This window comes from Candidatus Electronema sp. JM, assembly GCF_048287415.1.
In the GTDB taxonomy this organism is placed as follows: domain Bacteria; phylum Desulfobacterota; class Desulfobulbia; order Desulfobulbales; family Desulfobulbaceae; genus Electronema.
Window position 1 is genome coordinate 1 of sequence record NZ_JBLWEN010000002.1, and the last position, 14,274, is coordinate 14,274.

Genomic DNA, 14,274 nt, shown 5'->3' on the forward strand with positions numbered 1-14,274 from the left:
TCCAAACTCAGGCCATCCCGCTCTTTAATCTCCAAAACCTTCCGACGAAAATCTATTGAATAGGCCATCTGTTTTGTGTGGTTCAGTATGGTGTCATTTTATAGTGCTTCAGCTATATTCATGCTGTCACGGCTCAGGGTTTTGAGTTGAAGACTTTTCTGTTCGTCTTGGCTTACGGCATTGAAAATGCGATGCTATAGGTCACAACTTGGGTTATATCAACAAAAAAGCGGCGGCCCCCGTTTCCGGGAGACCGCCGCTTTTCTGTTTCAGGGCTTTGCTGCTGAAATGGAACGACTTCTTACATCATGCCGCCCATGCCGCCGCCCATACCACCCATGCCGCCGCCCATACCACCCATGCCGCCGCCAGCCGCGCCTTCCTTCTCCGGCTCGTCAGCGATCATGCACTCGGTGGTCAGCAGCATTCCAGAGACGGAGGCCGCATTCTGGAGCGCGGTGCGGGAAACTTTAGTCGGGTCAATAACACCGTCGGCAACCAAGTCACCGTACTGCTCGGTGGCGGCGTTGAAGCCGTTGGAACCGGCCATCGTCTTCACCTTCTCCACAACCACGGAGCCTTCCAAGCCGGCATTGGCGGCGATCATGCGCACCGGCTCTTCCAGAGCGCGGATGATGATCTGCTTGCCGAGCTTCTGCTCGCCTTCGAGCTGAAGAGCCTCGACGGCCTTGATGCAGCGGATGAAGGCCACGCCGCCGCCAGGAACCACGCCTTCCTCAACTGCGGCGCGGGTGGCGTTGAGCGCATCCTCAACACGGGCCTTCTTCTCCTTCATCTCGACTTCGGTGGCTGCGCCGACGTTGATCACGGCCACGCCGCCGATCAATTTGGCCAGCCGCTCTTGCAGCTTCTCACGGTCGTAGTCGGAAGTGGAGTCGTCAATCTGGGCGCGGATCTGCTTCACGCGGGCTGCCAATTTGTCCTTGTCACCGTCGCCGTCAATGATGGTGGTGTTATCCTTGTCAATGACCACGCGCTTGGCGGTGCCGAGATCATTGAGGGTGACGTTTTCCAGTTTGATGCCGAGGTCTTCGGTGATGACCTGGCCGCCGGTGAGAACAGCGATGTCCTCCAGCATGGCCTTGCGGCGGTCGCCGAAGCCCGGAGCCTTGACAGCAGCCACATTCAGGGTGCCGCGCAGCTTGTTGACCACCAGCGTGGCCAGCGCCTCGCCGTCCACATCCTCAGCGATGATCACCAGCGGCCTGCCCATCTTGGCAACCTGCTCAAGAATCGGCAGCATGTCCTTCATGCTGGAGATTTTCTTCTCGTTGATGAGGATCAGCGGGTTGTTCATGCTGACTTCCATCCGCTCCGCATCGGTGACGAAGTACGGAGAGAGATAGCCGCGATCAAACTGCATTCCCTCAACCACATCCAAGGAGGTCTCCATGGACTTGGCTTCCTCAACCGTGATCACGCCCTCTTTGCCAACTTTGTCCATGGCCTCGGCGATGATGTTGCCGATGGTCTTGTCGTTGTTGGCGGAGATGGTGCCAACCTGAGCGATCTCGCTCTGCTCTTTGGTCGGCTTGGAGATGTTCTTCAGCTCGGCGACAACGACATCGACAGCCGCGTCAATGCCGCGCTTGATCTCCATCGGATTCGCGCCAGCGGCAACCATCTTCACACCCTCGGTGTAGATGGCCTGAGCCAGAACGGTGGCGGTGGTGGTGCCGTCGCCGGCCACGTCAGAAGTCTTGGAGGCAACCTCCTTCACCATCTGCGCGCCCATGTTCTCAAACTTGTCCTTCAGGGTGATCTCTTTGGCCACGGTCACGCCGTCTTTGGTGATGACCGGCGCGCCAAAGGATTTCTCAATCAGGACATTGCGGCCTTTCGGGCCGAGGGTCACTTTCACCGCATTGGCCAAAGTGTTGACACCATTCAGCATGGACTCACGGGCCTTGGCTCCGTATTTCAGCTCTTTCGCAGACATTGCTACAGACTCCTTATTCTATCGTTGATGACTTGGAATTGACAACAGGTGGGCTGGCTGCGGAAAAATCAGCCCTCAATCACGCCGAGGATGTCCTCTTCGCGCATGATCAGGTACTTCTCGCCGCCGATTTTCACGTCAGTGCCGCCGTATTTGGAGAACAGCACCCGGTCGCCAGCCTTGACATCCATAGCGATCCGCTCGCCTGCGTCATTCCGCTTGCCTGCGCCGACAGCAATCACTTTGCCCTCGGCCGGCTTCTCTTTGGCAGAATCGGGGATGATGATGCCGCCTGCGGTTTTCTCCTCTTCTTCCAATCTCTTGACCAGAATGCGGTCATTCAGCGGACGAATGTTCATGGAAATCCTCCTGATGCAACTGTGTTTGATAGGGAGTTTCAGGCCGGGGGACGATGCTGCGTCTCCGGCTCTCGTTCACTGGTTTGGACAGGCTGACAAACCACCTGTCATCTTGACTGGGCCAAACAATAGGGACGGGACGGAGAAAATCAAGGGGGCGGGCGGAGAAAAAATATTTTTTCTCGTTTTGCGTTGAAATCACAAAAAAAATAGCAGGGACAATCCCAGAAAATTGTCCCTGCGCGATGCAGATGAAAAACTACGCCGCCCGCACCAGCCAGCCGTGCGAGTCCGGCATTTGGCCGCGCTGGAGCTGCTGGATGCCGTCAAAGAACCGCTGCGCGACCGGCCCGGTCTGGCCGCCACCGATCTGGATCGCTTTGTCTTTGTAAATGAATTCGCCCACCGGCGAGATGACTGCGGCTGTGCCAGAGCCGAAGGCTTCGGTCAGCGAGCCGTCCGCCGCAGCGGCCATGATTTCCTCCATGCTGATCCGCCGTTCGCTGGCCTTGATGCCCCAGTCAGCGGCCAGCTTCAGCACGGTGTCGCGGGTGATGCCGGGCAAGATGGTGCCGCCGAGCGGCGGTGTGACCAGCTCGCCGCCGATGACAAAGAAGATGTTGGACGTGCCCACTTCCTCGACATATTTGCGCTCCGCCGCGTCTAACCAGAGCACCTGGGTGCAGCCTTTCGCCTTGGCATCGGCGAATGCCTTGAGCGAGGCAGCATAATTGCCGCCGGTCTTGGCCTCGCCCACGCCGCCTGCCGTGGCGCGGACATAGCGGTCTTCCACAAACATTTTCGTCGGCTTGAAGCCTTCGGCGTAGTACGCGCCAACCGGGCAGCAGATGATGAAAAAGAGGTATTCGTTGGCCGGATGCAGGCCGACAGCCGCCTCGGTGGCGATCATCGCCGGGCGGATGTAGAGCGACGCGCCCGGAGCCTGCGGCACCCAGCCGCGATCCAAGGTGATCATCTGCTTGAGTGCTTCCAGCACCTCTTCCGCCGGAATTTCCGGCATACACATGCGGACAGCGGAGCGGTTCAGGCGGCGCAGATTGTCCAAAGGCCGGAAAAGGATGATGGAGCCGTCCGCGCCGTGATAGGCTTTCAAGCCCTCGAAAATCTCTTGGCTGTAATGCAGCACCATCGCCGCCGGATCGAGGCTGAAGGGGCCGTAGGGCCTGATTTCCGCGTCCTGCCAGCCTTGGCCGACGCTCCAGCGCATCACGAACATGTGGTCGGTGAAATGCCTGCCAAAACCAAGATTGCCCTCGTCCGGCTTCTCCTTCAGCGTCTCCGCCTTGCGCAGCGTGATCTCTAAGTGCCTGCTCATCGTGTCCCGTCCTGTTAACTATGTCAAGTCTGTAAAATTGTCGAGAAAGTCCGCAGCACTTCCTGCGGTTTTCCCATAATAGCCCGCCAGTCCGGGAAAAGCAAGCGAAGGCCGTGTTGCCCGGTCCGCTTTAGCTTGGCCAGTACTGGATATGTTCTCTGGTATTCATTGCTCTCTGCTCTGCTTAGGTGCTGCTTTGTTATTCAATATTCCCTCTCCGCTGCACACGTGCTTCGTAGTCTGGATCAATGTCCCATGCTCCCCCAGTGTTACCCCGAAGATCATTGTCTTCAAAGATGCCTCCTCCACTATTCCACACACAAATTCCCCAGTAACCGTTCATAGATATACGGTTCCGGCGCAAGGTTGGATTACCACCTCTATTGATCACTACCCCGATCTCTTTATTGGTAATTATCTCATTGTCTTCAAGTGTTCCTTGTCCATTCAGAGTGATAAAGATGCCAGCACCCTTCGCGTCATGAATACGATTGCGGTGCAGGTGCGGATCAGCACCGCTGTGGATCGCTACACACGATAGACCTTGACTTGAGATGTCACAGTTCTCCAAACTGGGTCGACCTTGAGCAATTTCAACGCTATACCAGTCCTCGCTGCCAATGTGACGCAGAGTCAGGTTAGCAATGCGTCCATTGTTGGCTTTAAAAAAAACTGCATTCTTGCCGGAAGATTCAATCACAATATCACTTCTCTCTCCAATCCCTATGATTTCAACCGATTTGTTAATTACAATGCCTTCCTGATACAGTCCAGGTCGGACAAGGATTCGTGCACCTGCTTTGACTGCTTTTAGCGCATCAGTGATGGTTGCATAGTCGCCGCGATTGGACGCATCTACCACCACGGTCGACGGCTCAGTCTTCACTATTGGCCCAAGTTGCAATTTGATATCTTTCAACAACTGAAACAATTCTGCTTCCGACACCCGCCGCCCATAGTAATTGTTCTGTGTACCTATAGCGTTGTTGCCTATCGTAGTGCTTTGTGGGCCGCCACCAGATTGGAATGTATTGCTCTGACTGGAATGCGGCTTGCTGTCCGGTATTTCTTGTACTGTTTTCACTGACTGCGCAGCAGCAGAATTGGCGGATTCCTTCTGACTTCGTTCCAACGCCGCCACAATCTGCTCCGCCAACTTCGCAAACGCCCTGCGGCACTGCGACGAAGTGAAATCCTCAAAGCGCAGCTCGCGCCAGTCCGCATACTGCCGCGCCGCGATGACTTGCGCCAGCTTGTCACGCTCCCGCTTTGCTTTGTCGTTCAGGGCAGGGCAGCTCACGTAATAAACCGGCAGAATCAAATCACCACGTTGCAGCTCCTCTTCCCGTTTCAGGAAACGCTCCAGCTCTTCCCGGCAGGCATCGCTTTTGAAAAATGCTGGCGTGATGATCGGCAAGAGAAAGGTGGTCGCATCAAGCGAGCCGTTGATGCGTTCCTGCCACTGCTGGCCCCAAGCAATGTCCTTGCGGTCTTGAAATATTTCAAACGCTTCTCCGGTCTGCATCCGCATCGCCCGGCTCAAATGCTCGCGGAACTGCGTGATCAGGCCATTCTCATGCTGATCATCCAGATTCACATAGCTCATGAAGGCTTTTGGTGCGCGGCTCATCTCGTCTTTCTCTCCTGTAACAATCCTGCTGGTGTCATTCGTGCGGCCACTCGCCCTCCAAAAGCCCAAACCCTGATTTTTTGCAGTTGCCGGTGCTGCCGATTCCCGGTATAGTGCTTGCTTTGCGAGGAAAAATCAACAGTTTTATACTGTCTTTATACACGAATCCAACAAGGGGAAGACCATGAAAGTGCTGATCAGCGACAACCTGTCGCCTGTCGGAGAGAAAATACTCAGAGATGCCGGGCTGGAAGTGGACGTGAAGACCGGTCTGCCGCCGGAGGAGCTGAAGGCGATCATCGGCGAGTACGACGGCTTGGTCATCCGCAGCGCGACCAAGGTGCGGGCGGACATCATCGAGGCAGGCACCAAGCTGAAGGTGGTGGGCCGCGCAGGCATCGGTCTGGACAACGTGGACGTGCCGGCGGCGAGCGAGAAGGGCATTGTGGTGATGAATGCGCCGGACGGCAACGCGGTCACGGCGGCGGAGCACGCCATTTCGATGATGATGTCGCTGGCCCGCAACATCCCACAGGCAACCGCCTCGATGAAGGCGGGCAAGTGGGAGAAGAAGAGCTTCATGGGCCGCGAAGTGACCGGCAAGACGCTGGGCATCGTCGGCATTGGCCGGATTGGCTCCATCGTCGCCAACCGCGCCCAAGGGCTGAAGATGAAGGTCATCGCCTTTGATCCCTTCATGCCGCAAGAATTAGTGGAGAAGATCGGCGTGGAGCGCGTTGATTTGCTGGAGCTGGCCAAACGTTCTGACTTCATCTCGGTGCACACGCCGCTGACCAAAGACAACCGCCACATGCTCTCGACTGAATTCTTCAACGCCATGAAGAAGGACGCGATGTTTATTGACTGCGCGCGCGGCGGCGTGGCGGATGAGGAAGCCTTGTATGTTGCGCTGAAGGAAGGACGGATTGCCGGGGCCGCTTTGGACGTGTTCGAGAAAGAGCCGACCACCATTGAGACCACCCCGCTGCTCGGTCTGAACAACTTCATCTGCACCCCGCATCTCGGCGCGTCAACTTCAGAAGCGCAGGAGAATGTCGCCGTTGCCATTGCCGAGCAGATTGCCGATTATTTGACCAAAGGCGCAGTGCGCAACGCAGTCAACGTGCCTTCTGTCAGCGATGAGGTCTTGGCCAAGATCGGGCCGTACATCACCCTTGGTGAAATGCTCGGCTCGCTGCATATGCAGATTGCCAAAGGCGGGGTGCAGGAAGTGCGTTTGGAGTACAGCGGAGATGTGGCCGAGCAGAATGTCGGCCCAATCACCGTGGCGTTCCTCAAGGGTCTATTCACGCCTATCCTGCAAGATGCAGTGAACTTCGTCAACGCTCCGCTCATCGCCAAAGAACGCGGCATTAAGGTAGTTGAGTCCAAAACCACGTGCAGCGCGGATTTCACCAGCTTGGTCAAGATCACCGTCAAGAGCACCGAGGGCGAGAACGTGCTGGCAGGCACGGTCTTCGGCACCAAAAAGCCGCGTCTCGTCCGCCTCAACTCCTTCTGGCTGGAGGCGCTGCCCGCAGGCCCAATGCTGCTGGCCTATAATAAAGACATTCCCGGTGTAATTGGTGCATTAGGCACGACCATCGGCGCGGCTGGAGTCAACATCTCCCGCATGACCGTTGGCCGCGAGGAGACTTCGCAGCAGAATGTCATCCTCCTCAACACCGATCAGCCGGTGAGCAAGGAGCTGCTGGCCAAGGTGCTGGAGCTGGAGCATGTTGACCATGCGATGGCTCTGACGCTGCCGACGTACAAAGGCTGAATCCCGGAAAAGACTGAACCCAGAGGCGGTGAGCATGATGAGCGAGCAGCAGAACGAGTGCGGATGTCCTGAAGGTCAGGCGCGGAACAAGCGGGGTGACTGTGTCATGCCTGAAGTGTCCTTCATTTCTTTCATTCTCTCCCTCAACACCACCGCCCTGTTTCATCTGGGCGAGATTCCCCACCCGGAAACCGGGCAGAAGCTGCTTGATCTGGAGCTGGCCCGTCATACGATTGACACCTTGGCCATGCTGGAGGAGAAGACCAAAGGCAATTTGGACAAGGAGGAGCAGGAGCTGATCAGCCGGGTGGCTTATGAGCTGAAGCTGCGCTTTGTGAGGAAGAGAAAAATATGAACCCACACATAGATCCTGTGGTTGTCGCATTGCATCCTTTTTGCGACTGGTGTTGAATGATAAAATACAAGATGAGGCAGGATATTTAACTATAGAAACTTGACACATGAATTTGCCGACACAGTCATGGAGATTGCTTGTTCGCTGCATAACTTCATAGAGTCTGGATGCCGCGCATCATGAGCACTCTGCTTTACGTCACTTTTCCGGTTTCCGGTGTGAAGACGTGGATATTCCTGCCGCCGCTGACTGCCTTTATCGTCTCTTTTTTCGCCTCAATGGGCGGGCTGTCAGGCGCATTCCTGCTGCTGCCGTTTCAGATGAGCGTTTTGCACTACACTGCGCCGTCGGTCAGCGGCACCAATCAGCTCTTCAACGTGGTCGCCATTCCCAGCGGGGTTTGGCGGTATGCGCGAGAACGACGCATGGTTTGGCCGCTGACAGCGGCGGTGGTCATTGGCACCTTGCCAGGAGTGCTGATCGGCGCATGGCTGCGGCTGGAATACCTGCCTGATCCCAAGCAGTTCAAATTTTTCGCCGGGCTGGTGCTGCTCTATGTGGGCAGCAAACTGCTGACTGACCTCCTTCGGCAGCCTGCCGTTCAGCCGGTCAATGTGCCGCTCGTGGTCACAGATGCCACGTTTTCTCTCCAGCGGGCTGAATTTTCTTTTGCCGGAGAAAACTATTCTTTTTCCGTGCCGAAAATATTTTCCCTCTGCTTTGCTGTCGGCATTATCGGCGGAATTTATGGCATTGGCGGCGGCGCAATTATCGCCCCATTCATGGTCGCCTTTTTCCGGCTGCCCGTTCATGCCGTGGCTGGTGCCTCGCTGATGGGCACGTTCATCACTTCGGTGGCAGGTGTCATCATCTACCAGCTGCTCTCGGCCTTTTATCCAAGCATGTCAGTGGCTCCAGACTGGCAGCTCGGCATACTCTTTGGACTCGGCGGCTTCTGCGGGGTGTACCTCGGCGCACGCTGCCAAAAATACCTGCCAGCCAGAGCGATCAAGCTGATTCTTTGCTCTTTTGTGTTGCTCACTTCCTTCAGCTACCTCATCAACTTTTTATGAAAAAAGAAGTTAGGGCTTACGCAAAATTCGGTGATGGTGAATTATGAGTGATAAAGCTGAAGGCTCTCAGAACGACATTGAATTTATTATGAAAATAATATAATATCTGAAAGGCTCAGTCTTGCTTTGATGTCCGCCGCCAGTTTTCCGCAAGGAGTGGATGCGGGCTGAATTTTTTTTTATTTTTTTAAAGCAGGAATTGCAAAAGCAGTCTCAATCTCAAAAAGATGGCTCCAGGCTCCTGTCCATGTCTATCGGAACATTTGCATAAAATCCTGCAAAATATATCGAGATAAGCCGTTTTGGAGATATGTCTCAAGCGGTGACGAGTATTTTTATGGCCTGAAAGTTCATGAACTGATGACTGAGCCAGGAATTCCTGCGGAAATATTTCTTTCTCCCGGATCATATGCGGATGTCAGTATTCTTTATGATTTTTCTTTTCAGATTCCTTCAGGAAGCGTCATTTATAGTAACGTATATGCTGTTGAAAATTATCTTTAATAATCAGATATTCATCTTGACCTTGTCAAGATGAAAAATTCAAAAAGAAAAAAATAATCACTCATAGGTGATGACATCATCTTTATCCGAAAGCGCATCGAATCAGCATTCATTTTGATTCAACAAAGATTTCCAGCGCATATTCATGCCGTCACATTGCATGGCTTTGAATTAAAGGTTTTTTTATAACTGGCCAAAAATGAAATGTTTTTATAGCGTCAGAATGTTTGTGATTATAAAATAATTGGCCTAACAAGTCGATGCACCGGAGCCGCCTTCGGTGGCCTATTGATATCTGTCGTTCGGCATAAAAGTAAGTCTTGGAGAACATCATGTCACACAGCACAAAGCAGGAAGCCTTCTGGGAAGGCAACTTCGGAAACGAATATACTGGCCGTAACAGGGGGGGGCGTTGGGTTGCTACCAACGTGGCCTTTTTCAGTAAAGCCCTTGCCCGTACTCAAAACGTACAAACGGTGCTTGAACTCGGATCAAATATCGGCCTGAACTTAATGGCACTTCGACAATTGTTCCCGGAAGTAAAACTTTCGGCAGTTGAGATCAACTCCAAAGCGGCTTCGGAGTTGAAATCTAACCTTCCTGACGTTGACCTGTACCTTGGATCGATTCTTGAGTTCCAGCCAAATGCGACTTGGGATTTGGTGTTCACCAAAGGGGTTCTGATCCACATCAATCCTGACTGGTTGCCGATGGTTTATGAACTCATGCATCGAAGCTCTTCACGCTATCTTTTTGTTTCAGAATATTACAACCCGAAACCTATAGAAATTACCTATCGAGGACATACGGACAAGCTTTTCAAAAGAGATTTTGCTGGGGAAATTCTCGACCAATTTCCTGATTTGAATTTGATCGACTATGGCTTTGTCTATCACCGCGATCCGAATTTTCCGCAGGACGACACAACTTGGTTTCTTATGGAAAAGCGGTAGGCTATAGCCTGTTATGAACTTTCTATAGGGCCTGTTACCTATTCCTAACCCAAGTTGTGACCTACAGCATCGTTTTTTCAATACCGTAAGCCCAGATAAAAAAATCTTTACTTCAAAGCCATGCGATGTGACGGCATGAATATGCGCTGGAAATCTTTGTTGAATCAAAATGAATGCTGATTCGATGCGCTTTCGGATAAAGCTGATGCCATCACCTATGAGTGATTCATCTTTTCTTTTTGAATTTTTCTTCCTGACAGGGTTCAGGTGAATGCCTGACTGTTCAAGATCATCTTCATCAGCATATGTGTTACACACACTGTCACCGTAAATGACGCATCTTGAAGGAAGCTAAAAATAAAAATCATAACGCGCGCTGAAATCCGCATATAATGCGGGCGCAGCTGATTGAGGAAATTGACGAGAAGAAGGAAAGCCTGCGTTTCTATTTTCTCGGAGCCAACGTGGCGATTGATCAGGAAGGCCCGCTCTTCTTTGAGTTCTGTTGCTGCCCTCCTTCCCGTCGGTAAAAATGGCCCGACGGAAGTGGAGCAAGCCGCCCGGCCATCTTCTTTTCCGCAGAAAGTGCTTCCGTAAAACCGCCGGACATGTTTTATTTCCCGCCAGCAACCTTTTCAGCAGAACTTTCAGAATGAGGCAATCATGGGTTTTCAGTGCGGCATAGTCGGCCTGCCCAATGTGGGAAAATCAACTATATTCAATGCGTTGACCGCAGCGGCCATCGCGGCGGAAAACTATCCTTTCTGCACCATCGAGCCGAACGTCGGCGTGGTGCCGGTGCCGGACAAGCGGCTGGACATTCTCTCCGCCTTGGCCAAAACCCGCAAGACGGTGCCGACACAGATGGAGTTCGTGGACATCGCCGGGCTGGTCAAAGGAGCTTCGCAGGGCGAGGGCTTGGGCAATCAGTTTCTCGGCCATATTCGGCAGGTGGATGCCATCCTCCACGTTGTCCGTTGTTTTGAGGACGAAAACATCGTTCATGTGGACGGCTCGGTTGATCCCATCCGCGATGTGGAAGTGATCTCAATGGAGCTGGTGCTGGCCGATTTGGACAGCGTGAGCAAGCGGTTGAAAAAAACGCAGAGCCAGGCCAAGTCCGGCGACAGGAAGTTTGTCGAGGAGGCCGCCTTTCTGGAGCTGCTGCAAGCTGCGCTCGACAAAGGGCTGCCCGCCCGCACGGTCAAGGCCGAGAGCGAGCCGCAGCAGGAGCTGCTGCGCGAACTCTGCCTGCTCACCGCCAAGCCGGTGCTCTATGTGGCCAATGTCAGCGAGGCGGACATCGCCGCAGGCAATGCGCACGTGGAGCGGCTGAAGGAGCTGGCCGCCAAAGAAGGCGCTTCGGTGATTATGATCGCCGGGGCAATTGAACAGGAGCTGAGTCAGCTTGACGCGGCGGAGCAGAAGGAATTTCTTGCCGACATGGGCTTGGAGGAGCCGGGCCTGCACCGCCTGATCCGCGCTGGCTACGAGCTGCTCGGTCTGATCACCTACTTCACGGTGGGCGAGAAGGAGACGCGGGCTTGGACGATCACCAAAGGCACTGCCGCGCCCGGAGCAGCAGGCAAGATTCACACCGATTTCGAGCGCGGCTTCATCCGAGCGGAAGTCATCGCCTATGAGGACTATGTGGCCTGCGGCTCCGAAACGGCGGCCCGCGACAAAGGTCTGCTGCGCTCAGAGGGCAAAGAGTACATCGTCAAAGACGGCGACTGCATGTTGTTCCGCTTCAATGTGTGATTCTGCTTGTCAAAAGCAGATAAGTGCGCTATAAGCTACGAAGTGCGTTGCCGTGTGGAGCAAAAAGCAGTTATCGATCAAACCGATCAAGGTGATAGTTATGAAAAAAATGTGTTGCCTTGTAGTAATCGCAGCTATGTATTCTTCTCATGCACTTGCTGCCAGCAGTTTAATTGCCATTGATTCCATCAAGGTTGATCAAGCAAACGGAGAGATTTATATAGACGGTGTAAATCTCGTTAAGCCGAATTTTACTCCTCCTATTATTACATTAGGCGGTCAGCAGTTGCATGTCTGTAACACTTGTTACAGCGCAACCAACATTACGGCAACTCTTCCGAATGGCTTGTCAGATGGTGACTATGCCTTGCGGATTTTCACCTCGAATAACAATTTTCTTGAATATCACCTAACGATAGGTGCTGTTGGTTTGCAAGGGCCTACGGGTGATCCCGGAATTGTAGGTCCTACTGGCCCACAGGGTCCTCCCGGCCCATCTGGTATGGTTGGCCCTCCTGGCCCGCAAGGAATTCAAGGGATTGCAGGGCCTCCCGGCATTCAGGGGCCTAAAGGAGACCCCGGAGTTGCAGGTCCTCCCGGCCAATCAGGTATAGCTGGCCCAGTAGGCCCTCCTGGCCCACAAGGAATTCAAGGGCCTCAAGGAGCCGCAGGCCCTCCCGGTATTCAGGGCCCAAAAGGAGATATAGGGCTAGCTGGTAGCTGTGGCAGTTCGAGGATTGTTCAAGTTAACGGCGGACCGCCTACTTACACCTCTGTGGCAACCTGCAATAGCGACGAAATTTTAGTTGGCGGTGGAGGAAGGTGTGAAATAAGCATAGGAGGAGCATTTGAAGGCGTTCTGCATGAAAGCTATCCTTCTGGTTCAAGTTGGGTCGTTGATTGCTATGATCGAAATGACAACAAAGATGCTCCTTCTACGGCATATGCAATATGTGTCAAAAAGTAAGAGCTGATATTTTGACATAGATAATCTTTTTTGCTATAAGTTAGTAACCTGCCCTGAACGGATTGCACGTCAGGGCATCATTTTTTTCCTACAAAGAGGAGCAACGCCATGTCCAAGGAACTGCACGATCAGATCAATGCGGAATTGAAGGCGTTTCAGGAAGACCCGGTTGCATTTATGCAGCGGCGGCCTGCCAAGTTCGAGGAGATGCCGGGAAGCGGCAGCTACGCCCAGCCTGTTTTTAATCAAGCCGCTCTTGACCGGCATGATGATGTTGCGGCCCGCGATATGTTCCGCAAGCAGGCGGTGGATTCAGGCCAGTTGGACGGCAGCGCCAGAGCCGTTTTCCTTGACAACGACCGCGCCGATCAGCTCACCGACACCTTCAGCCATTCCGGGCTGATGAGCATGGAGGCCAACGGGCTGATGAGCGCACGGCTGGCTGAGTCGCCGTGGTCGGACGATTACTGGGGCATCTATCTGGGCGTGCTTGGCAAACGCTATGCTGATTCCAGTTTTCCCCGTTCCTTGGACTGGAAGGTGAACTTTGACTACATTCAGAGCAATCCTGCCGCAACTATTCTCGCCAGCGGCAATCAGAATGCTGTCAATAAACTTTCTCCTTCCGAAAAATACGATATCCTCGTCGGCGACAAGCAGTTTTCGCTGACCAAGCAGATGTGGGAAGAAGGCAGAGGCTATTATGAGCGGAATGGCTCTGTCGAAACCTGGATGGGCATCTGCCACGGCTGGTCGCCTGCCGCCTACATGCTGCCACGCCCGGTCAATTCGGTCACTGTGCTGGCAGCGGACGGCCAGACCAAACTGACCTTCTATCCTTCGGATATCAAAGCGTTGGCCTCGCTGCTCTGGGCTAAAGTCGCGCCGCGAGCCAAGTTCATCGGCGGCCGCTGCAATGACAGCGCTCCGCAGACCGATCCGCAAACTGGGCGCATTCTTGCCCAAAATTGCTTTGACACTAATCCCGGCACGTGGCATCTGGCAATAGTCAATCAAATCGGTGTGTCCCAGCGCAGCATGGTCATGGATGCGACCTATGACTATCAAGTCTGGAATCAGCCGGTTTTGGCGTACAGCTACAGCTATTTCAATCCGGCGACCGGCTCGGCAGTCGGCTCGCTGGCGCAGGCCACCGTTGCCAAGGCCAGTTTCAGCAACGACAAGTTTGCCGCCTACCGGGGAACGCAGACAGCCAGCATTGTCGGCATTGCGATGGAAGTGGAATACGTTGTCGAAACCTTGCCCACGCAGAATTTCCCAGACGGCCCGCAGCGGGATCGGACCAACAAGGTCAGATATCTGTATGACTTAGAGTTGGATTTTTCCGGCAGAATCATTGGCGGCGAGTGGTATCAGAATGCTCATCCTGATTTTCTCTGGACTCCGGCCAAAGGAGCGCGCGCCCTGCCGCCTTGGGAGGCCCGCAGCCCGATCAATCCGGCAGACTGGCTCAACGGCCAGCCCATTCCCGGCACATGGCCGCAGATTGCCGCCATCACGTCGGAATATTCCAAAACGCCGATGGCCGCCATTGTTGAACGGCTGATCCAACTGGCCCGCTGACACGTTCTT

12 protein-coding genes are annotated in these 14,274 nt (G+C 53.9%); 8 read left to right on the forward strand and 4 right to left on the reverse strand.

Going from position 1 to position 14,274, the window contains the following annotated elements; all coding sequences use genetic code 11:
* Positions 1-301: 301 nt before the first annotated feature.
* From groL to ACNKH6_RS00700, 4 genes are all read right to left on the reverse strand, one after another.
* A complete protein-coding gene (gene groL / locus ACNKH6_RS00685; protein WP_417913622.1) occupies positions 302-1,960 on the reverse strand; it encodes a chaperonin GroEL in 1,659 nt (552 codons plus the stop codon).
* Positions 1,961-2,028: 68 nt separating this feature from the next.
* Complete coding sequence (gene groES / locus ACNKH6_RS00690; RefSeq protein ID WP_417913623.1) at positions 2,029-2,319, reverse strand: co-chaperone GroES; 291 nt, start codon at positions 2,317-2,319, stop codon at positions 2,029-2,031.
* Between the two features lie 259 nt (positions 2,320-2,578).
* Positions 2,579-3,655 (reverse strand): branched-chain amino acid aminotransferase, encoded by a 1,077-nt coding sequence (locus ACNKH6_RS00695; RefSeq protein WP_417913624.1) that lies wholly within the window; start codon positions 3,653-3,655, stop codon positions 2,579-2,581.
* Between the two features lie 199 nt (positions 3,656-3,854).
* The gene (locus ACNKH6_RS00700) at positions 3,855-5,285 is read right to left on the reverse strand and encodes a right-handed parallel beta-helix repeat-containing protein (RefSeq protein ID WP_417913625.1); all 1,431 of its coding nucleotides are present in this window, start codon (positions 5,283-5,285) and stop codon (positions 3,855-3,857) included.
* Between the two features lie 184 nt (positions 5,286-5,469).
* On the opposite strand from ACNKH6_RS00700, the gene serA reads away from it, so the two are divergent.
* The 8 genes from serA (at position 5,470) to ACNKH6_RS00740 (ending at position 14,265) form a co-directional block, all read left to right on the forward strand.
* Positions 5,470-7,068 (forward strand): phosphoglycerate dehydrogenase, encoded by a 1,599-nt coding sequence (serA, locus tag ACNKH6_RS00705; protein WP_417913626.1) that lies wholly within the window; start codon positions 5,470-5,472, stop codon positions 7,066-7,068.
* A 34-nt stretch (positions 7,069-7,102) separates the two neighbouring features.
* Positions 7,103-7,423: a DUF1844 domain-containing protein gene (locus ACNKH6_RS00710; protein ID WP_417913627.1), complete on the forward strand. Its 321-nt coding sequence runs from the start codon at positions 7,103-7,105 to the stop codon at positions 7,421-7,423.
* 179 nt (positions 7,424-7,602) lie between these two features.
* Positions 7,603-8,496, forward strand: a complete 894-nt coding sequence (locus ACNKH6_RS00715; RefSeq protein ID WP_417913628.1) for a sulfite exporter TauE/SafE family protein — start codon at positions 7,603-7,605, stop codon at positions 8,494-8,496.
* 836 nt (positions 8,497-9,332) lie between these two features.
* On the forward strand, positions 9,333-9,953 hold the full coding sequence (locus tag ACNKH6_RS00720) for a pseudaminic acid biosynthesis-associated methylase (protein WP_417913629.1): 621 nt from the start codon (positions 9,333-9,335) through the stop codon (positions 9,951-9,953).
* A gap of 392 nt (positions 9,954-10,345) precedes the next feature.
* Positions 10,346-10,483 carry a hypothetical protein gene (locus ACNKH6_RS00725; RefSeq protein ID WP_417913630.1) on the forward strand — a complete coding sequence of 46 codons (138 nt, stop codon included), beginning with the start codon at positions 10,346-10,348 and terminating at the stop codon, positions 10,481-10,483.
* 133 nt (positions 10,484-10,616) lie between these two features.
* Positions 10,617-11,714 (forward strand): redox-regulated ATPase YchF, encoded by a 1,098-nt coding sequence (ychF, locus tag ACNKH6_RS00730; protein WP_417913631.1) that lies wholly within the window; start codon positions 10,617-10,619, stop codon positions 11,712-11,714.
* A gap of 100 nt (positions 11,715-11,814) precedes the next feature.
* On the forward strand, positions 11,815-12,681 hold the full coding sequence (locus ACNKH6_RS00735; RefSeq protein ID WP_417913632.1) for a hypothetical protein: 867 nt from the start codon (positions 11,815-11,817) through the stop codon (positions 12,679-12,681).
* Between the two features lie 108 nt (positions 12,682-12,789).
* Complete coding sequence (locus ACNKH6_RS00740; RefSeq protein ID WP_417913633.1) at positions 12,790-14,265, forward strand: hypothetical protein; 1,476 nt, start codon at positions 12,790-12,792, stop codon at positions 14,263-14,265.
* Positions 14,266-14,274 lie beyond the last annotated feature (9 nt).